This is a genomic window from Paenibacillus silvae (assembly GCF_014639235.1).
In the GTDB taxonomy this organism is placed as follows: domain Bacteria; phylum Bacillota; class Bacilli; order Paenibacillales; family Paenibacillaceae; genus Paenibacillus; species Paenibacillus silvae.
Genome location: NZ_BMFU01000013.1, coordinates 47843 through 70247, shown reverse-complemented (window position 1 = coordinate 70247; position 22405 = coordinate 47843). Strand labels below are relative to the sequence as shown.

The window sequence follows — 22405 nt, the reverse complement described above, 5'->3', positions numbered from 1 at the left end:
CCATGCGACGGAAGAACATCATACGGATGATTGCGGCGATGATGGCAACAGTAATGCTGATTAGTGTGCTGCCGCTTCATATTGCTGCCGCGGCAGTATCTGCTGCAGGTACAACATCTATCAAGAACGGGTTCATTAAAGTAACGGTGGATAATGCAAGCGGCCGCTTCAGCATTCGGACGGAAGACGGACAGCCTATTCGCAAAAAGGATAACGGTGTAGATATGATCTTTGGCGGGGACAACCCGGAGACCTCTTTTACAACGTTCAAGATTAATGGAACGGATCTGATTTTTGGTAATCCATATAAAATGGCACCAAACTGGACCTCGGAGGTAACCCCTCCGAAGGTTGTTACAGGTAATGATGGTACCCAAAGCGTGGTTACTGTGTGGACCATTCAAGGCATTCGCATCAGCCAGATTATTACTTTGCTGCTCAAAGAAGACAAGGATCAAGGCGGTAATGCTCGCGTCCAGTACGTTGTGGAAAATACAACAAATGCCAAAGTAGACATCGGCTCGCGTGTATTGCTGGATACGTCCGTTGGTGGCAATGATGGGCCGGCCTTCCAGGTCGGACAGAACTATTCAGTTCCGCTGACGGTGGAGCGCAAGCTGGTTCATGAGCCGGAGAAGCTTGGTTACGACAAAAACGTGGATGAGCAAGCCTACAACCTGCACAAATTGCCAGCATACTGGGTTATGCGGGACAAGCTGGAGCCGGGTAACCCGTCCGCAACGAACGTCATTGCTTACGGCTTCAACAACTTGTTTGAGGGCGGTATCAACATCGTTGACGAGATGATCGTTGGACACTGGGCTAATCTCGCAGGCACGAAATGGGATTATGAACCGGACGAAAATCTGGATTATACCCAGGATACGAATAAATATGGCACAGCAGATACAGCTGTAGCATATTACTGGGAGCCGGATGCAGTACAAGCTGGCGGTCAGCATACGTATGAGCTTGTATATGGCTTGGGTGAGATTGTATCGCCGGAGAAGGTTTTCGACGTACGATTCCTTGATCCAACACAGAAGCTGGAGACCAACGAGGATGAGACAGCTTACGTACGTGACGGTGTGTTTGAGGTCAACACAGAGATCGAGAATCTGGAAATGTTTAGCATGAACCATAGCCAGATTGATGTTACCTTGACACTCGAGAACGGTCTGAGCTTTATCGATGAGGATGGCAAGGAACTGAACACAAGGAGTCAGAAGCTCACGTTCCGCAAAGATGTTCCGCCAGAGCAAGCCGCACAGGGCGTGGAATTTATTCCGTATAAACCGGGCGAGGTTGTTGCTGCCAAGTGGCGGGTCAAAGGTACAGGTAAAGCCTGGCCTTCCACACGTCAATACATGGTAACCGTGAGCAGCCCGGAAACGGAGAAAAAGCTGGAGACCACGATCAGTGAGAGCAAGGAGCTTCCGGAAGCGGAAATCCGTGCAATCTATGAGTCGTCAAGAGCAGGTTTTATTTTCCTGCCGCCTGTTGGCGAGCTGCGCAAAACGCTGGTGTATGCGTTGTCGCCAGAGGAAACGTTCAGCAAGGATGAGAAATACATCACACTGAACTTGTCCAATATCGCGGCTTACAATGTCGGTAATGAGGCTACTGCTGCGGCAGCTAACTTTGACATGTATCTCGTGAATGTCAGGAACGGGGATCGTTACAAAGTTCCGGTGACCCGTTCTGTAACTACACAGCCTCTTGGCAATGGTTTTGCGGGTGACCTGAAGCTGATCTATCGTGGCGGAGAAAAGGTCAAGCCGGACGGGACAACACTGGAAGTGCTGAACGATTCCGTTCTGCCGCTTGGCGAGTATGCTGTACAGCTCGATTACAAAGACAAAACCGTTCCAGAGCTGGCGGAAGCGCTTAGCTTCACAACAAGCCAGACATTTGCCGTAACGGATAATGAAGAGAACCGTGTTCGTAAGGCCGGAATTCTCGCTGTATACAAAACGAAACTGGACCTGAATGCAGGTGCTGGTGATAAAGCAGCATTTGCAGATGTTCTTCCATCGACGTATGGCAATCTGACAGATGCCCAGTTCAAAACGAAACTGGATCAGGATCGGGCACGTTTTGTGGCTGCAAAACAGGAAATGGTCGTTGCTTCACGCAAGCTTGATCCTGCTTTGGATATTGCGGGAGCGCTTGATGTATCGGGATCACCGGTATATGTAGTGGAAACGTTTGAGGATGAGAAAGCGTTCGAAACGTTCAAAAATGGACTGGACGAAGATGCGGAGCAGGAAGTAGTGCTGGAAGTGCGCGGTAAAATTGTGCAATCCGGTACGGGAGCTAACGCCCAATATACGGTTCAATCCGATACCGAACCGGCAATTCTCAACCAAAGTGTTGCTTACAAAGGTAAGGACCTGACCATCTCCACCGGTAAATTCCCGCTTGCCGATCGATTGAAGGCAAATACCGACACGCCTTTCCTGCAGGCGCTATTTGTAGGCGGGGACGGCACATTGAGCGTAGCCAATAGCGGATTTGTCTTTCATTCCGGTGAGTGGACTGTTGATTTCTATAACGGGTTCGACAAGTCGCTCGGTACCGAATCAAAGCTGAGCGATGAAGAACAGGCCTGGGAAGAGGGGCGTAATCCCGAAGACCCTACCCTGAACGGAACGCTGACGTGGGCGAACGGCATGATTGGAGATGCGCTTAACCCCTATCGGACGCTGCTTGTATCGTATGTGTATTTTAACAAGCATACGTTGTTTACCACGCCATCCTTCTCGCTGAACGGGTTTGGCCTGAAGCTGAATGATTTCATTTTGAGGCAGGATGGAGTTTCATTTGGCGGTGCGATAAAAATGTTTATCGTGGATGGTGAAGTGAAAAACGTCATGTTCAACAAATCCGGGTTTGTGGGTATTGAATCCGCGTTAAAATTCCAGCTGGACAACAGCATTGGTTTATTCAAACCGGATTCCGAGGATAGCATCAAAGGCGGCATTGATGTAACCCATTATAAAGACCCGAATAAATATGGCGTAATGAACTCATACGGAGTTAATTTTGAGGCGAAGCTGGAGAACCTGTTCTCCATAAGTGCAGAGCTTGCCTTCAAACGTGTTCCGGATGGTCGGATTATTCCTGACGTGATCGCGTTTGGGTCAGATCTTCCTGATCCGGGTATCCGCATTAATCCGGCAACCAAAATCTCAAGCTTGCGCGGAGCCGTTCGTGAACTTGCGATGACGATTGCTGGAGGAACGGAGCGTTTGCCGCTCACACTTGAAGCAGGCATCGACATGGAGATTGGTCAGAAGCCTGCTGTTTTCTCAGGAAATGTGGACCTGACCCTCAAGGCAACCGGTTTCAAAGTAGTTGGCAAACTGGGCTTTGGCGAAGGCAGTAAAGTGATTCCAATGCTGACTGAAGCGCTGATTCAGACGCAATGGGCCAGCCCGATGTTTATTCGTGCCCGTGCGCAGATTGATGTCGGCGGCTGGGATATTATTGTGGGTAGTGCCAGCCTGTTTATCGGTGAGAACCTGGAGAAGGGACGCGTTGATTTTGAAGGCATGGTCAGCTCCAAAATACAGGTTCCACGTTCGGTGCCGGTTGTCGGAGGCATGGGTTTTGGCGTTCGAGCCGGAGCCAACAACGATCAGTTGTGGGCAGGTATTTCTCTACTATTAGTGACACTAGGCATCAAATATTACTGGGGCGGCGGTATCTCGTTTATGACCGATGGATCGGCTCTGGATAACGAAGCACTCGTAAATTTGTCAATCAATGATCCGGAGCAGGGGCCACGTTTGTTACAGATTGGTACGGGCATTAAGACCTTGGCAACCTCATGGGAAAATGAAGAGCCGGAGCGTTACGAGATCCGATACACTGCCGTCGCAGATGGCATCGACATGATCGAAGATAGCTCCCAGAACCTTGGTATTGGCGGCATTCGTACGTCCAATGGAGGCAAGACTCATGTCATTCCGATGACTGGAGTAACAGGGGATGCCTTGCTGGAAGTGGAGTATTTTACAACGACTCGACCAACGCTCTCTCTGAAACGGGATGACGGAAGTACGTACAGCATCATCTTTGGGGAAGCATCAGACCAAAATGCAACTGCATTTGAGCAGATCATCAAAGCTCCGAAAGAAGGAGACCTGAAGGGTGACGGTACGACTGTAACCAAGAAGGAAGAGCAGCAAAGCACGGATGTACGCCGTATTTATATCGCGATCCCGCAAGAGGATGCGAAGACGGGCAGCTGGACACTGACCTCCAGCCAATCCGTCAAATCCAAGCTGATGAACATTCCGGTACTCCCGGAACTGAGTTCCACGTCTCTGGAAGTGAATGCACAGGATGCGGATCAATTCACCGCACGTTGGACGGTGGATAATGCTTCAGCAGGGGATACCGTGGATCTGTATCTGTCCTCTGACCGTTTGCAAGCAACAGTAACACCAGATGAGAAGGTTGATCCAGGCATTATGATCGCCAAAGGCATTGAAATCGAGAGTGCTAACATTGATGCAGATGGTCGTGCTTCTGGTGAGATGACTTTTGACGTGAAGCAGATCGCCTATCTGGGAGGAGCCGATCTTCGCGGTTTGCTGCAGCAGGGCAAATATTATTTGCGTACCGAGCTCAAGACAGATATGGCGTTCTCCGTCCTGTCGTCTGAAGAGGCCTACACGCTTGTAGACCCGCTGGCTCCAGTGGCTGTGCCATTTGTGGAAACAAGGAATATCGGTAACGGTATGTTCGATGTAGCCTTCCCAGCTATCGAGAAAACAGCTGCGGAAGAAGATGACGAGTTCACGTATATCGTGACTGCATCAGATGAGCAAGGACAACTGTATGATCCGTTTGGTGAGGAAGGGTACAGTGAATCCGATTTGAAAGCTTTGCTGAAGGATGGCAAATATCATGTGACGGTCGGCGGCTGGAACGCCCTAGGGACTCCTAAGCTGGGCCCGGATGGCAAGGTGCTTCGCAGTGCCGATGGTACGATTGTGATGGAAGATGATGATACGAATGAGACGGGGGATAAGAAAGTTCGCCATTCGGGACTGGAGCCTGGCAAAACGTATCGTATCGGCGTGACCGTTGCACGTAAACCAGCCTCGGATGACAAGGGCAACCTGCGTCTGTCGACAACAACTTACAGTGATGGGAAGCTGCTTCCTGTTCCGACAGGGCCGGTGCTCTCACTGAACAATAAACAAGTGATCAACAACAAATTAGAAGTAGTGACCCGTTCAAACGAGGTAACCGTCAATGCGGCTTCCGACCAGTCTAACGTGGTCGTGGAGGCTTCTACAGATGATGGTGTGCTCGGAACGTATAATCTTGGCACTACGGACAAGATGAAATTTAACTTTGCAGTGGATGGTGTGTATGCCGTTCGGCTCAAGGCGAGAAATACGAGTACGGGAGATACATCGGTGACGATGCTGTATATCACCGTAGATACCATGGCTCCAATGATCTATCTGGAATCACCTTCACAGGGTGAACGTGTACAAGGAGGTAAGGCACTCGTACAGGGTACTACGATGACTGATGCCGATATTACCGTAACGGATGCGGATAGCGACCAAACGTTGGCGCAATTCAAACCTGACGATAACGGTGATTTCAAGCATGAGGTTCCAGTAGATAGCAGTCGTTTGAAGACCCGTTTGCGGATCAAGACCGAGGATGCTGCGGGTAACGTGAACTCAGCGGTGGTTGAGGTATTGAACGGAGATTTCAAGCTTCCGCGCAGATTGAAAATGGTCATGCCTGAAGCACTTGTTGCTGGAGGAGAGCAGGCACCTGTACAGACCTATGTGGAATACACGGATGGCACACGTGAGCTTGCGGATAATAGTAAATTGACGTACAGCATGGTTAACGGGGAAGCCAATGTATCCTTGGAGCAGGATGGAATGCTTACTGGTAAACGTGTCGGCGCTTCGCTGATTGAAGCTGCGTATTCCTGGGAGAGTACTGAACTGAGCACGATGGATGTTGTCTCTGTCGAAGCTCCGAAGACGGGAACTGCACCACCGGATTACATGGATACGATTAAAGCATCAACCATTGGTACAGGTAAAAAAGGAGAGACACGTGTGGCGATCAGCGCAGCCGGACATAAAGGAAATATGGCTGGAAGCGAACTTGCATATCGTATCTTCACGAGTAAAGAACAGGTGATGCTGCCTACGTTTGAGCAGGACATCAGCGGGTGGAATACATTGCCTGCCGATAAAATCATCAAAGCCAAGCCAGGCGAGTGGGTTGTTGTCGCCAAACGTACAGTCAAAGAGCCTAAGCTGGTAACAGCAGCTTCTGCAGCTGTGAAAGTCAATGAACGAATCTCCACAGAATCTGAGGTTACAAGCCCTGGCTCAGGTACCGGGAACAGCAAACCGCCTGCATCCAACATCCCTTCAGGCCCGTTAACTGTGGGTGGTGTGGTGATTGACAGTTCCATCGCAGCGCATGACCTCAAGGCTCCGCTGGAACTGGATGGGGTGAAGCAGGAAGAGATGCTGCTGGTGGATGTTACTCCAGGAGCTAACGGTCCGACAGTGATCGCTCGTCCCGTAAGGGAAGCGCTGCTGAAGGCTGCGAAGCAGGATCAGCGAATCCGTCTGCATGTGACAGGCCAGATGCAGAAGCTTCGTTTTGATCTCGATGCCGATCTCATCAAGCAGCTTGCTGCAAAAGACGTTGCGATGGATCTGGAGAGCGATTGGGGCAGCTACCGTTTGGACTGGAAAGCAATCGATGTGAAGGCATTGGAGGCATCGTTCTCTGGACAGAAGGCAGAGGATATCAAGGTCAGCCTGAATGTAGGAAGACCGGAAGTGGTTTACGAGCAGCTTGCTGCCAAGCTGGCGAAGGAAGGCCGCATCGTTCCGCGAGGAACGCCTGTAGCCTTTGATATGATTGCAAGTGGAAGCAAAACCGTTGAAATTAACAAGCTCTTGAGCATGACAACGAAGGAGCTGAATCTGCCTCAAGGAGAGGATGAGCGTTCGGTTTCCACGGTTGTTGTACTCGAAGCGGACGGCAGTCTGCGTCACGTACCGACACGTTTTGAAGTGAGGGAAGGACGTATGCTTGCGATCGCAAGCAGTATGACCAACAGCGTGTATTTGCCTGTTCATTATGAAACGTCGTTCCGTGATATGAAAAATCATTGGGCATCTGAAGCAGTAAATGATCTGGCATCACGTCTGGTGGTGAACGGGGTATCGGCTGCTAGTTTCGAGCCTGCACGCAGCATGACACGTGCCGAGCTTGCCGCACTGATGGTAAGAGCCTTTGGATTGAAGCCGGGCGTAGATGCAGCTGCAGCTCAAAGTGCTGCTTCACCGTTCACAGACGTTAATGCAAAGGACTGGTATAACGATGCGGTTCATACGGCGACAGCTTATGGCCTGATGACAGGATATAACGGTAACCGTTTTGGTCCACAGGATGTGATGACGCGTGAGCAAGTGATGGTAATGCTGATTCGTGCTTATGAAATGGCGGGGCATACGGCACCAGCAGCAAGCAGTGCTGCCAGCGCACTTGAAGGTTACACGGACGTATCCAGTCTGTCTGCATGGGCGAAAGAAAGTGCCGCGCAAGCGGTGAAGCTGGGACTTATTCAAGGCAAGTCGGCAGCGAAGCTGGAGCCTAAGGCTCCGGTGACTCGTGCCGAGATGGCAACTCTGGTCCGCAGATTGCTGGTGGAGCTGGATTTGCTATAAAGCATATCTCATTACTTCTTAACAAAAATCCCGGAAGTCTCTATGACTTTCGGGATTTTTATTATGCAACCTACACCCAGCCTGTAAAGGCAAGAATCGATGCTTTGGCAGATTGTGCCTCCATATGAGCACCTGTCCGCCAGGCCTTGGGCGACTCGACCATTAATCTGGCGAAGCAGCGATTGAAGCTGGAGATGGAGCGAAAGCCCACTTGCTCGGAGATCGACAGGACGGAGGCATCGGTGCTTTTTAAACGTTTGCAGGCTTCTTCCACACGTGTGCTGTTCAGAAAATCAAGCGGTGTCGTACCCATAATTTCATGGAATTTGCGGCGAAAGTGGGTAGTGCTCAGGTGACACAGCTCTGCAAGCTCGTCAATTGTAACTGGCAGCATGTAGTTTTTCGTAATAAATTCAAGAGCGGGTGAGATCACAAGATCAGGCTGACGGCTCTGCAATTCCTGTTCCCGGTTAACCCCATTCTCATCATTTGCATGAATTCGCAGCAGTTCAATATACAGGGACATTAACAGCCCATATGCACTCTCGCGGTAAAAGGGGGACTGGTGTTGAATTTCCTCAACAATGGATGTCGCCAGTGTATATACCTTGGGATACTGGTCTTTATGTAGAACACAGCGGCTAGCTTGAATGGCCCGAAGATTCGGCTCCATATTCGTATGGGGTGTTTTTATAACTTGCTGAAACAGCTCTTCCGGTGAAAAAAAGAGATAGGCCCACCTGCTTGCCTTATTAGGCGAACTGTAGGTGGTGTGAGGCAGATAACGAGGGAGGAACGTGACGTCTCCTGCACGGAAAGGAACATTTTCTCCCTTAATCTCCATCACACCTCCATCCGAATAACAGATGCCAATCTCCATATGATTATGAAAGTGCAGATGCTCGCTTTTGATATCCGAGATTTTCCAGCGCTCTCCGCTGAGCAATAGAACTGGAAAATCAATGGGCAAGCTGTAATGGCGATATTCAATGACAGGTTTTTTCGGTTTGGACATGTCCGGCTGCTCCCATTCGTCGAATTATAAATGATCGAAATTGCGCAGTTTTGTTACGAATATGCTTAGATGCAGACTATTTTACTGCGTACAATGAAATAAGTAAAGCGTTTACATCACAGGACGGTCACTTCTCATATATTCATCCGAGGAGTGTGCGCAGGAGAGGGGAATACACATGCTGCAAGTGAAATATGACCGTGAGCAACTATTAAATGTGATTCAGAACGTAACGAACAAAACGCTGGATATGGATTTGACCTGGGACTGGCCCTGCGGCGTTGCCTATTACGGGGTTTCGAGAGCCTACCAGACTACAGGCAATCAGGAGATTCTGGACAGACTGGTGAAATGGGCAGATGAATATATTGAGCTGGGACTGCCCAGCTGGACGGTAAATACATGTGCGATGGGGCATGTGATGATTACGTTATATGAAGAGACTGGAGATCAGAAGTATTGGGATATCGTGATGAGCAAGGTAGATTATTTGCAAAATCATGCGCTCCGCTTTGGCGATCGTGTGCTGCAGCATACGGTGTCAACAGCGAATGATTTTCCCGAACAGGCTTGGGCGGATACGCTGTTTATGGCTGCTTTTTTCCTGCTCCGGGTGGGCAGCAAGCTGAAGGACGAAGCGATGATTCAGGATGCCCTGAACCAATATTACTGGCATATCAAATACCTGCAGGACCCTGGTACAGGTCTGTGGTATCACGGCTATAACAACGTAAACAAGGGTCATATGTCCGGGTTTTACTGGGGACGGGCGAATGCATGGGGAGCTTATACGATGTCACAGGTGAAACCTCAGCTCCAGGAGTGGTATTTATACCCGCAGTGTATGGACGTGGAATGTTCCTTGCGCGATCAACTCGCGGCTATTAAGCTGCTGCAAACAGACAATGGCTTGTGGCGTACGGTGCTGGATGACCCGGAATCGTATGAGGAAGTGTCTGCATCGTGCGGTATTGCCGCTGCTATGATCAATAATGGCAATCCGCTGCATACGAAATACGTGCAAAAAGCGCTTGAAGGCATTCTGAGCAATATCAGCCAGGATGGACGTGTGCTGGGCGTATCGGGCGGAACGGCCGTGATGAAGGACCGTGACGGTTACCGCAACATTCCGAAGGACTGGATTCAAGGGTGGGGGCAGGGATTGGCACTGGCATTTCTGTCTGACCTGCTGAGATAAGGGGGAGGGAATAATTTGCCGAAATCAACCAAAGGTGCCTTCACGTTACCGGGAGAATCGGGTTATGAGGCGCTGACATTAGAGCTTGCTGAACGGTGGGGAGCCGATGTCATTCGCGATAGTGACGGGACGAAATTGTCGGAGGAGATTATTCAGGCCGGATACGGCATTTATTCGACGATCTGTATCATCCGTGATCATAATGAGTGGGCATCGAGGAATCCGGATAAGCTGCAGCAATGTTTTCTGATCACCCAGCCGAAGGTAGCGGTGCAGGATTACGTTTCCATCTATCTGATGGAAGATTTTTTTGCCGAACAGTTCAAAGTTAATGATTCCAGAGAAGCGTTGAAGTATTGGCAGGTGGTTGACCGTACGACAGGACAGGAAGTGCCAAGAAGCCAGTGGAATTACGAAAGGGAATCCGGGAACGTGGTCCTCACAGGAATTACGCCTTGGCATAAGTACACAGTGAGCTTTATGGTGTATCGTATCTGGGAAGAAATCTCGATGTACAATCACACTACGAACAACTGGCACAAGGAGCACCTGATGCAGATCGACCCGATCTATGCGGATACGCAGACCTATCTGCTGGATTGGATGGAAAAGTGGTGCCTTGCTCACCCGGAAACAACGGTGGTCCGGTTTACGTCTCTATTTTATAATTTTGCCTGGATATGGGGCAGTGATGAGCGGAACCGTCATCTGTTCTCGGACTGGGGCTCCTACGATTTCACGGTAAGTTCGAGAGGTCTGGACTTATTTGCCGAAAAATATGGCTATTCACTCACGGCAGAGGATTTTGTGAATGGTGGAAAGTACCAGGTCAGTCATATGCCTGCGGGACAGCGAAAGCTGGACTGGATGGCGTTCATCAATGATTTTGTCATTGAGTTTGGCCGCAAACTGATTGATATCGTGCATCGGCATGGCAAGCTTGCTTACGTATTCTACGATGACAGCTGGGTAGGTATGGAGCCATATAATGAGCGCTTTGAGGAGTTTGGGTTTGACGGCATGATCAAATGTGTGTTCTCCGGGTATGAGGCCAGAATGTGCTCGGGCATCAACGTGGATACACATGAGATTCGTCTTCACCCTTATCTGTTCCCCGTCGGACTGGGTGGACTGCCGACCTTTAAGGAAGGGGGCAATCCAACGCTGGACGCCAAAAACTACTGGATTAACATTCGGCGCGCACTGCTGCGTGAGAAGATCGACCGGATTGGACTCGGAGGATATTTGCATCTGGTGGAGCCTTATCCAGACTTTGTAGACTACATCGAGAATGTGGCAGATGAATTCAGGGAGATCAAGGAGCTGCATCAGGCAGGCAAGCCGTTTCAGCTTCGGACACGGGTAGCGGTGCTCCATAGCTGGGGCCGATTGAGGTCGTGGACATTGTCGGGTCATTTTCACGAAACCTTCATGCATGATTTGATCCATGTGAACGAGGCACTATCAGGGTTGCCGCTAGACGTCAGGTTTATTGATTTTGAAGATATTCGTCAAGGTGTGCTGAGCGAGGTCGATGTGGTCATTAATGCGGGCAGAGCGGGTTTAGCGTGGAGCGGCGGCGAGCACTGGCATGATACGACATGTGTGGAGCTGCTCACGCGTTGGGTGCACGAAGGCGGCACGTTCATCGGCATTAACCAGCCGTCAGCGGTGGAAGGTTATGATACTTTTTTCCGCATGGCTCATGTGCTTGGGGTGGATGAGGACACAGGAGCGCGCGTGGTGCATGGCAAATGGACTTATGATGTGCAGGATCGGTACCAGCTCATGCCAGAAGGTGTGTCTATGACAGGTAAACCGCAAGTCTATCTAACGGATGGAATGGCTGAAGTGGTGCAGGAAACGGGGGGAAACATTGCGCTGTCTGTTCATGATTTTGGCAAAGGGAAGGGCATCTATTTGTCCTCATATGAATTCAGCTGGGCGAATGCCAGGCTGCTGCTGAATCTGATTCGTTTTGCCGGTAATGAACTGCAAAGCGCCCGGTATATTACGGATAATGTACTTACCGAATGTGCGTATTATCCCGAAAGTGGCAAGCTGGTTGTGATCAACAACAGTGACCAGGCGCAGACAACAACAATTGACACCGAGTATGGAATGCAAACGTTGGAGGTCGCTCCATATGATACAATTATCATCCAGATTGGAGCGCAGGCGACGGTTTAACATCAGTAATCGGAAGGTTGTTCTGTCATCGGAGTGGCCGTAAAAATGATTTGACACAAGAAAGCTCAAGGCTCGCAGCTCATAGGTTGCAAGCCTTTGAGCTTTTTGTTATGACTATGGAGCATTTTATCGCTGAATGCCATACGTTGCCTGTATGGACATACGGCCTGATGTGCTAGACTAATAAAAGTTATACAGTTTCAAAACTTGAAAGCTATGTATAGCGCGAGTTGCATTTAATTACTATGAGACTAAACGATTCATTTACACTTTAACGGAGAGGACAGAAAAAACCTGGAAAAGCGAAGCGGTCGCCTTTATCACCGGATTTTTCCCTTGAAAGAGGGAATCGAAAAAATCTGGGGATAACGCGATTAGAAGGTTGTTCTGTCATCGGAGTGTCCGTGTAAACTTAATCCTTACAAAGGGAGCTGCTCACATGAATGTAAATGAGGTTATGCAGGAGCTTGAAGCTTTAGGCAAGGAACGCACGAAAAAAATCTATCTTTCCAACGGTGCGCATGAACCCTTGTTTGGTGTGGCGACAGGAGCGATGAAACCGATGGCAAAGCAGATCAAGAAAAATCAGCCGTTGGCTGAACAGCTGTATGCGACAGGCAATTATGATGCGATGTATTTTGCTGGTGTTATTGCCGATCCCAAAGCGATGAGCCCTGCCGATTTTGAGCGTTGGATGGATGCGGCCTATTTCTATATGTTATCCGATTATGTGGTTGCTGTGACGCTGGCCGAGACGGATATAGCACAGGATGTTGCAGATACCTGGATTGCCAGTGGAGAAGAGCTGCGAATGTCCGGCGGGTGGAGCTGTTACTGCTGGCTTTTGGGCAGCCGCAAGGATGCCGAGTTTGAGGAAGATAAGCTGAGACAGATGCTTGCACAGGTGGAGCAGACCATTCACACCGCTCCCGAACGTGCGAAAATAGCCATGAATCTGTTTATCTGCACCGTTGCCATATCTTATGTTTCGCTGCATAATCTGGCCGTAGAAACGGCGAAGAAGGTTGGACCTGTGCAAGTCGGTCAGGACAAGCCAAAAAGCAAGCTGATCAGTGCCTCCGATAATATTCAAAAGGCAATGGAACGCAATCAGCTTGGATTTAAACGCAAATATGTAAGATGTTAATCCGAAACGTGTATTCCATTATCACCATTGCTCGTTATAATGGTTTTAATGGACGACACGGGTGGGGGAGACAACAACGATCATGAAACCCAAATTAGCTTGTAAGCGTATTCAGGTATTGGATGATTGGAGTCTTAGAACGAAGTTATACATATTGTTTATTTTTTGTGTGCTGATTCCTGTGCTGGCGACCAATGCCGTGTTCTATCAGAGCATCAAGGGCCAGATCGAAGCGAAGGAGCAGAGCAGAATCAACGAAATGCAGCAGAGGATTCGTTTTAATCTGCGGAACAGTCTGGACAACAGCCTGTACGTATCCAATTTTTTATACACGGATGCCACGCTGAATCGGTTTATGGAGTCCAAATACCGTAATCAGGAAGATTATTATTTTGCATATTATGATATGTTGAGCGGCAACAATCTGGTTCGGTACTATTACAGCTACCAGCAGGTGAACCAGGTGACCTTTTATGTAGACAATGATACCTTCGTAAACGGAGGCAACTTTATCAAGCTGAACGATGACATCAGGAAGAGTGAATGGTATCAGGCCCTGATGAACACGGACGACCAGATGATGATCTATTCGTATTTTGACAAGCAGCAGGCAGAGATGTCGCAAAGTCAAGGTGGACGGAAGGTAAGCATTATTCGCAAACTGAATTATTTCGGGAAGCAGCAGGTGGAGAAGGTGTTAAAGGTTGATCTCGATTATGCCTTCATCAATAAGTCTTTCAAAAACGAGGGCGCTGGCGGCAAAATCTATATCGTTTCGGATGATCGCATTATTTTCTCCAATGATGCACAGATGAATCAGGCGCGGAAGCCGTTTAACCTTATGTCCAGCATGGAGCTAGATGCTTCGCAATCCACGGAATCCATTCCTGTTGTATCGGAAAATTGGCAAATTATCGTTCGTGGAGAGAAGCTGGATTTTCTAACGGAGATGATTGACTCCAGAGCGAATCTGCTGCTGCTTATTATCCTGAATTTGCTGGTGCCGACACTTCTGATCTGGCTAATCTCCAGATCGCTTGTTGACAGAGTAGGACGAATCGCGAGGCATCTGGACCAGGTTAAACAGGAAAAATTCGAAGTGATCACGGAACCCGCCGGCAAGGATGAGATCGGCAGCTTGACCCACAGCTATAACATGATGGTGGTTAAAATCAGGAATCTGATCGAGATTGTATTTAAAGGACAGGTTGAACGGCAGGCGCTGGAGCTTTCGAAGAAACAGGCCGAATTAAAGGCGCTGCAGAGCCAGGTTAACCCACACTTTATGTTTAATACCCTTGAAACCATTCGTATGCGAAGTCTGATCAAGGATGAGCATGAAACGTCTGACATTATTCAGAAGCTGGCGCTGCTGTTGCGACAGACGATCAATTGGGGCAATGATCTGGTTACCGTTCAGGATGAGATTCGTTTTGTCGAGAGTTATCTGGTTATCCAGCAGTATCGCTTTGGCGAGAAGCTGCAGTTCGTGATCCATGCTGGTGATGAGGACATTCTGGAGATGAGAATTCCGAAGTTGACGGTATTAACTTTTGTGGAAAATGCTTGTATACATGGCATCGAGGGCGGCTCAAGTGATGGTGTGGTAGAAGTAAGCTTCCAGAAGCAGCAAGAGCAGCTGCACATTGTTATACGTGATACGGGTGTTGGCATGGATGAAGACAAGCTGTCTATGCTGCGCAATATGATGCTTGATCCGAGTCTGGAGCGGCTCAGCGAGCTTAGCAGCATCGGGGTGATGAATGCTTTTATACGGCTTCGAATGTACTTTGATGAACGTGTACAGGTGCACATTGTCAGTGAAAGGTACAAGGGAACCACGATTCGGATTGAAATTCCTCTTGTACAAGCATCTCAGGGATAAGGAGCGAGGATATGATCAACGTGCTGATTGTGGACGATGAGCCATTTATTCGCCAAGGACTACTTTTGCTGATGGATTGGAATGCAATGGGATTTCAGATTTGCGGGGAAGCTTCGAACGGCGTACAGGCGCTCGAATGTATTCGGGCTGTGAAGCCCGATCTCGTTATATCCGATATTAAGATGCCTGAAATGGACGGGATGCAGCTTGCCAAAATCATATATGAACAGTATGGCGGCGAGATAAAAATGGTGCTGCTCAGCGGATTCTATGAATTTGAGTATGCCAAACAAGCGATCAAGTATCAGGTGAACGATTATATTCTCAAACCGATTGTCAAGGATGAGCTGCAGCAAGTGCTGGAGGCCTTCCGAGATTTCTTTCGGGAGAGAACAGAAGAAAAGCGGCATCAGGAAAAGCAGGAACAGATCGTTCTCGCTCAGCATGTGCAATCGATCTTGCTTGGAACGGCTGATGAGGATACGGTTGATCACGTGCAAAGCCTTTACGGGACAGCTACCAGATATCGATGTTTGATGATTGAAACAGAGTCGGAGCAGGAACAGCAGCAGACAGAAGGGTGTCTGCATGTGGAAGCTGCTCTCAACCACAAGTATGCGGGGTATGTCCTGAAGTCCTTTACAGGCGAGAAAAACAGGGTGCTCCATATTGTAACCGATCTGCTGCTGAAGCAGGAGGCGGTATCACTCGAACAATACGTCACGCGGCTGTATACCGAATTGAGCCACATACAGTGTGCAGCGATTGCCATTTATGCGGGCAAGGAGGTTAACAAGCTGGAGGAGCTGCATGAGTCCTATTACTCCTGTGGTAAAATTAAAAGCTTGCGTTTCTTTAGCGCATACGGTCCGATCTATTATTTTGAGCATATGGATACAGGTGTATTTAACAATCAGCCCGCCGGACGGGAAAAACAGCTTTTTGACGGACTCATTCGGGCTATAGAGGAGCATCGCACCGAGGATATACGCGGTCATGCACAGGCTGTTTTTCAATTTTTTCTGGAGGAGCGCATTGAGCCAGGCATCGTAGGTATCCATCTGCATTATCTGGCGTATACCCTGCTCGGACTGGTTAACAGAGACGATAGCGATCTGAATCTGGACGGGGAATGGACGCAATCGACGTTTCTGCAGGAGAACTATGCCATGCTGTCGATGGAAGAGAATATCGAGAATCTGTGTGAGTTCTCATACAAATGTGCGGAGAAGCTGAAGGAGCGGCAGAAATGGAATGCAATGGGTGTGCTGGCCCGGGTCGAAGCATACATTCATGAGCACTATATGGATAATATCAGCCTGAAGCTGCTTGGGGAGCAGTTTTATATGAACAGTGCATATCTTGGACAGATTTTCAAAAAACATTACGGCGTCAGCTTCAGTGATTATCTGAATCAGATTCGAATTGAAGAGGCCACCCGGCTGCTGCGCAGAACGGATTACAGGGTGTATGAGATTGCAGTGATGGTGGGATATCGGGATTCGGATTATTTTATTAACCGTTTTGAGAAAATCAGGGGAGAGACACCAGCTCAATATCGAAAAAGGGCACACATGATGCATACTTCGGATTAATCATCCTGTCCCCCTTGATAGGGGAGCAGGATTTTTTGCATATCTGGAATTATTGGGATGAGGTCTATAATTTGTCCCGTTGAGCGGCACAGGTAACAATGATAATTTTAAGTCAGCCTTTGGAAAGCGCTTTCCAAAGAGCGGTTCTCAACATACTTGGCTGGAGGGGTCATGATGAAAAAGGATGTCAGAAAAAGATTCAGGCAGTTCGTTTTACTGACGTTGATGCTGACGGTAGTGCTGGCTGGATGTTCGCCAGGAGCATCAAAAACGGATGAGAAGACCGCAGACGGCAAGGAACTGAAGCAATTTTCCGCATTTTTTGCCGTACCTGGCAAGATTGCACCTGACGATAATCGTGTGATGAAGGCCATTGAGGAAAAGACGGGTGTAAGAGTAACGATGGATTGGCTTACAGGCCAGACGGCCAAAGAACGAATCGGGGTCATGATTGCAGGTGGAGAGTATCCGGACTTTATTGATGGCAGTGATGGTACACAGCAGCTGGTGTCTGCCGGTGCACTTGTTCCGCTGGAGGACTATATCGACAAATATCCAAATATCAAAAACTATCTCGGCGACGATTGGAAAAAGATGAAAAATTCAACCGACGGTCACATCTACTTCATTCCGCAATTCGGAAACGTGCAGGGTGATTCCATGAAGGTATCCCATGATGGGGAAGCATTCTGGATTCAAAAAGCGGTGCTGGAGTGGGCAAATTACCCAACGATCAAAACGCTGGATCAATATTTCGATCTGATCGAAAAGTACAAAGCAGCCAATCCAACGATTAACGGTCAGCCAACGATTGGCTTTGAGATTATCTCATACGACTGGCGTTACTTCGCGCTGGAGAACCCACCACTGTTCCTGGCTGGTTATCCGAACGAAGGGGCCGCTATTATCGACAAGGCTACATTAACCGCGAAAAACTACAATACGATTCCGGAAGCGAAGGCTTATTTTAAAAAGATCAATGAGGTTTACAACAAAGGACTCGTAGACAACGAAACGTTCACAGCCAACTACGATCAGTACATTTCCAAAATTTCAACAGGACGTGTACTGGGCATGGTCGATCAGGGATGGCAGTTCCTTGATGCAGAGGCTTCCCTTGTCAAACAGAAGCTGTATGAAAGAACCTACGTGCCGCTGTCCATTACATTGTCCGAGGATGTAAAGGGGCGTTATCAGCATAAGCCAATCCTGAATGTTAACGGCGGACTGGCGATCACGAAGAGCTGTGAAGATGTTGAAGGAGCATTGCAATACATTAATGACCTGCTTGATCCAGAGATTGAGGTTCTGAGAACGTGGGGACAGAAAGATGTCGATTATCAGGTGGATGACAAAGGAGTATTTTCCCGTAATGAGGAGCAGCGCGCTAATTCCAAAGACCCGGACTGGGTGCTTGCGAACACAGGAAGCCCGCTGGTGTACTTCCCGCATCATGAAGGCATGACAGCAGACGGAAAAAATGCAATGGACCCGAAAGAACAGCCGGAAGAGTACCTCGCAACCTTGAATGATATCGACAAAAAAGTGCTCAAGGCTTACGGATACACCAAATTTACCGATTTCCTGGAGCCGGCAGAAGATAACGAACCATGGTTCCCGATCTATACGTACAACTTCGAGCCAAACAAACCAGAGACAATTGCCAGACAGAAGATGGATGATGTGAAACGGAAATGGCTGCCGAAAGTCATCATGACTTCTCCGGCCGAGTTCGATAAGACATGGGAAGAATATCAATCGACCCTGAAAGAGAGCGCGGATATTAAAGCTTATGAGGATGCGCTGACCGAAGAGGTTCGCAGACGTGTAGAGCTTTGGGGTTAATGACTGACAGACGCTACAGGTAGCATGACAAGCAATACGTCCAGTTATGTGACAAGCAAGATGAAGAAGTCATACGACAAGAAATATTATGAAGTCATACGACAAGAAATTCGGCAAGGAATACGACAAGAGAAATGATAAGCAATACGACGAGCGGTATACGCAAGTAAAGTTGTGAGCAAGTCAGAGGCTATGGGGCATCCCTATAGCCTTTCTTATTCAACACATAGACGTGGGTTTATTGGACTGGAATGGATTCGAATCATCCGGGTTGGATGATATAGATAAAACTTGTAATCAAGGAGAGAGAACGTATGGCCAAAAAGGAGCTGCAGCCCTCGTTAAATACCAGCCATATTCCTTCGGGGAAAAGCTGGATCGGATATAACTTGTCCAGAATGAAAAGTCAGCGTCAATTGATGTGGATGTCCTTCCCCTTCATTGCGTTTATTGCTATTTTTGCCTACGGACCTTTATGGGGCTGGCTGATGGCTTTCCAGAATTACAGACCAGGCTTGGGCCTGATGGAGCAGGAGTGGGTAGGGCTGGATCATTTCCGCACCTTGTTTACAGACCCTACCTTTTTGCGTGTCATTCGCAACACACTGGCGATGAGTCTCATCAGTCTGTTTCTCGGGTTTGTCGGTTCGATCGGGCTGGCGCTATTGCTCAACGAACTGCGGATGGTTTTATTTAAACGTGTTGTGCAAACGGTGTCCTATCTTCCCCACTTTCTGTCGTGGATTATCGTGACAGGCATCGTTGCGAATGTCCTATCAACGGAAAACGGGATTGTAAATGTGCTGATGACCAAGCTGGGGCTTATCGACACGCCGATCAATTTTTTTGCCGAACCGAAATACTTCTGGGGCATCGTGGGTCTGTCCAGCATGTGGAAGGAGATTGGCTGGGGCACGATTATTTATCTCGCTTCGATGGCTTCCATTAATCCGAGTCTGTACGAGGCAGCTTCCATTGATGGAGCGGGTCGCTTCCGCAAAATGTGGAATGTCACCCTTCCGAGCATCAAGCCAACCATCATTATCCTGCTGATTATCAACGTGGGTAACGTGCTGAATGCAGGCTTTGAGATCCAATATTTGCTGGGGAACGGACTGGTGCAGGATGTATCCGAGACCATTGATATTTTTGTGCTGAAATACGGGATTAATCTTGGAAACTACTCCCTTGCTACCGCAGCCGGGATTTTCAAAAGTGTGGTCAGTCTGGTGCTCATCTTTATCGCCAACGGGATTGCCAAATCTCTTGGTGAAGAGCGGTTGATATGATAAGGGGGAAGCGCTGTGAATCGAATTAGTGGAAAACGAAGCCTGGGTGACTCTATTTTCTCGATTACCAATGGCATATTTATGTTGCTTGTTATGGTTGTTACGTTATATCCTTTTTTAAACACCATTGCCGTATCTTTCAATAACGGTCTGGATACGATTCGCGGGGGAATCTATCTCTGGCCGAGGGAGTGGACGCTTCAAAATTATGTGTCCGTGTTCCAGAATCCCCATCTGACCCAAGCGGCATTTATCTCGGTTGCGAGAACCGTCGTCGGAACGGTGGTGCAGCTCTTCTGTACCGCTATGCTGGCATACGTGCTGAGCCGCAAGGAATACATGTTTAACAAGCTTGTCACAACACTCTTTGTGATTACGATGTATTTCAGCGGCGGCTTGATCCCCGGGTACATGCTGATCAAACAGGTTGGACTCCTGAACAGCTTCTGGGTATACATTATTCCGGGCCTGATCGGTGTATTTAACATGATTGTCATTCGTACCTATATTCAGGGATTGTCGGAGGGACTGATTGAATCGGCGAAGATGGACGGAGCCGGAGATTTCCGCATCTTCATGCGTATTGTGCTTCCGCTGTCCAAGCCGGTGCTGGCTACAGTTGCTTTATTTATAGCTGTTGGTCAATGGAATTCATGGTTTGACTCCATGCTCTATACGGCAGGCAACCGCAACCTGACAACACTGCAGTATGAGTTAATGAAGCTGTTATCCTCGTCAACGTCACAAGGGGGAACCGTCAATGTGGATCAATATAAAAATGTGACAAACATGGTCACCCCTGTATCCATTCGGGCAGCGATTACCATTGTGACGGCAATGCCCATCGTTTTGCTGTATCCGTTCTTGCAAAAATACTTTGTCACTGGACTCACCATTGGAGGGGTAAAAGAATGAACAATGCAAATCAAGGCGAGTTATGTACATTTAACAATCCAATCATGCCAGGATTCTATCCTGATCCGTCCGTATGCCGGGTGGGAGATGATTTTTATCTGGTCACTTCTACGTTTGCATATTTTCCGGGCGTGCCGATTTTTCACAGCCGCGATCTGGTTCACTGGAAGCAGATTGGCAATGTGCTGGACCGTGCTTCACAGCTCAATCTGAAGGGAGCAGGTCATTCACAGGGGATTTTTGCTCCGACGCTTCGGTATCATGATGGGCTTTTCTACATGATCACCACCAATGTGTTGTCCCATGGCAAAAATTTCGTGGTGACCGCTACAGACCCGGCAGGGCCATGGTCAGATCCTTATTTTATTGAAGGAGCGGAAGGTATCGATCCAACGATTTTCTTCGATGAGGATGGTAAAGCGTATTATCTGGGGACACGGCCTTGCTCCGAGGGTGTTCGTTATAACGGGAACTGGGAAGTGTGGCTGCAGGAGCTTGATCTGGGCAGCATGAGTCTGGTGGGTGACAGCTATGTGCTGTGGCGCGGGGCGATGGTGGATGTAATCTGGCCGGAAGGTCCGCATTTATACAAAATCGGAGATTATTACTACCTGATGATTGCAGAAGGTGGCACAGGCTTGAACCATGCGGTCACAATTGCACGCAGCAGCAGTTTAACCGGGGGTTATGTCGGCAATCCGAATAATCCGATCATTACGCATCGTCATATGGGCAAGCACTATCCGGTAATCAATGTTGGACATGCTGACCTGGTGCAGGCGCCTAATGGACAATGGTTTATGGTAATGCTGGCCTCCAGACCGTACGGCGGAGCTTACAGCAACCTTGGCCGCGAAACGTTCATTGCTTCGGTGGAATGGGAGGATGGCTGGCCAGTTGTCAATCGAGGGCTTGGCAAGCTGGAGGATAAGGGAGTGCTTCAACTGCCTGCTGCGCCTGTGGCACCGGATTTGCGCTGTGAACATTTCGACCATGATCGTCTGGGCTTGCAGTGGATGTTCCTGCGTAATCCGCAGGAGGACCTGTATTCCTTGACGGAACGTAAAGGATATCTGCGCTTGAAGCTGAAACCGCAAACATTGAAGGAACTTGAAAACTCCAGCTTTGTCTGTGTGCGGCAAAGACATATGGATTACGTGGCAGCAGCGGCCATGGAATTTGTACCGCAGCATGAGTATGAAACAGCCGGTCTGGTCGTTATTCAGAACGACCAGTATCATGTGCGGATAGAGCGGGCGATCGAAGCAGGACACCAGGTACTGCGAGTCATGACCTGGCTTGGAGGTGTGGAATCACAAGCTGGAAGCGTTGTGCTGGATGGAGAGACTCCGCGAGTCTACCTCAAAATGGCTGCGCTTGGGCAGCAGCTCAGCTTCTATTACAGCACAGATGGACGTGAGTACCATCTGGTTGCAGGACAAGTGGATACAACCAGTCTGAGCACGGAAGTGGCTGGTGGTTTTGTCGGATGCTGTATCGGTATGTTCAGCAGCAGTAACGGTCAGTCCTCCGATCAGGCAGCGGACTTTGACTGGTTCGAATATGGTTCATATATTTAAGTTAAGC

Annotated in this window: 11 protein-coding genes; 10 read left to right on the top strand and 1 reads right to left on the bottom strand. The window is 48.8% G+C overall.

Annotated features, from left to right (window positions below):
- Nucleotides 1-2 precede the first annotated feature (2 nt).
- Nucleotides 3-7739, top strand: a complete 7737-nt coding sequence (locus IEW26_RS25990) for an S-layer homology domain-containing protein (protein WP_188594483.1) — start codon at nucleotides 3-5, stop codon at nucleotides 7737-7739.
- 70 nt (nucleotides 7740-7809) lie between these two features.
- Here IEW26_RS25990 and IEW26_RS25985 read toward each other — a convergent pair whose 3' ends face one another.
- On the bottom strand, nucleotides 7810-8754 hold the full coding sequence (locus IEW26_RS25985; protein ID WP_188594482.1) for an AraC family transcriptional regulator: 945 nt from the start codon (nucleotides 8752-8754) through the stop codon (nucleotides 7810-7812).
- Between the two features lie 178 nt (nucleotides 8755-8932).
- Between IEW26_RS25985 and IEW26_RS25980 the strand changes: the two genes are divergently transcribed.
- From IEW26_RS25980 to IEW26_RS25940, 9 genes are all read left to right on the top strand, one after another.
- Nucleotides 8933-9952: a glycoside hydrolase family 88/105 protein gene (locus IEW26_RS25980; protein ID WP_188594481.1), complete on the top strand. Its 1020-nt coding sequence runs from the start codon at nucleotides 8933-8935 to the stop codon at nucleotides 9950-9952.
- A gap of 15 nt (nucleotides 9953-9967) precedes the next feature.
- Nucleotides 9968-12142 carry a 1,3-beta-galactosyl-N-acetylhexosamine phosphorylase gene (gene gnpA / locus IEW26_RS25975; RefSeq protein WP_188594480.1) on the top strand — a complete coding sequence of 725 codons (2175 nt, stop codon included), beginning with the start codon at nucleotides 9968-9970 and terminating at the stop codon, nucleotides 12140-12142.
- 439 nt (nucleotides 12143-12581) lie between these two features.
- Nucleotides 12582-13289 carry a DNA alkylation repair protein gene (locus IEW26_RS25970; RefSeq protein ID WP_188594479.1) on the top strand — a complete coding sequence of 236 codons (708 nt, stop codon included), beginning with the start codon at nucleotides 12582-12584 and terminating at the stop codon, nucleotides 13287-13289.
- An 82-nt stretch (nucleotides 13290-13371) separates the two neighbouring features.
- Complete coding sequence (locus IEW26_RS25965) at nucleotides 13372-15174, top strand: sensor histidine kinase (RefSeq protein ID WP_188594478.1); 1803 nt, start codon at nucleotides 13372-13374, stop codon at nucleotides 15172-15174.
- Nucleotides 15175-15185: 11 nt separating this feature from the next.
- Nucleotides 15186-16769, top strand: coding sequence for a response regulator (locus tag IEW26_RS25960; RefSeq protein WP_188594477.1), 1584 nt, complete (start codon nucleotides 15186-15188; stop codon nucleotides 16767-16769).
- Nucleotides 16770-16940: 171 nt separating this feature from the next.
- A complete protein-coding gene (locus tag IEW26_RS25955; protein ID WP_229730042.1) occupies nucleotides 16941-18614 on the top strand; it encodes an extracellular solute-binding protein in 1674 nt (557 codons plus the stop codon).
- A 314-nt stretch (nucleotides 18615-18928) separates the two neighbouring features.
- Nucleotides 18929-19903, top strand: a complete 975-nt coding sequence (locus IEW26_RS25950) for an ABC transporter permease (protein WP_188594476.1) — start codon at nucleotides 18929-18931, stop codon at nucleotides 19901-19903.
- Nucleotides 19904-19918: 15 nt separating this feature from the next.
- On the top strand, nucleotides 19919-20818 hold the full coding sequence (locus tag IEW26_RS25945; RefSeq protein ID WP_111269743.1) for a carbohydrate ABC transporter permease: 900 nt from the start codon (nucleotides 19919-19921) through the stop codon (nucleotides 20816-20818).
- The gene (locus IEW26_RS25940; protein WP_188594475.1) at nucleotides 20815-22398 is read left to right on the top strand and encodes a glycoside hydrolase family 43 protein; all 1584 of its coding nucleotides are present in this window, start codon (nucleotides 20815-20817) and stop codon (nucleotides 22396-22398) included. Before IEW26_RS25945 ends, IEW26_RS25940 begins: the two co-directional genes overlap by 4 nt.
- The last annotated feature ends 7 nt before the right edge of the window (nucleotides 22399-22405 follow it).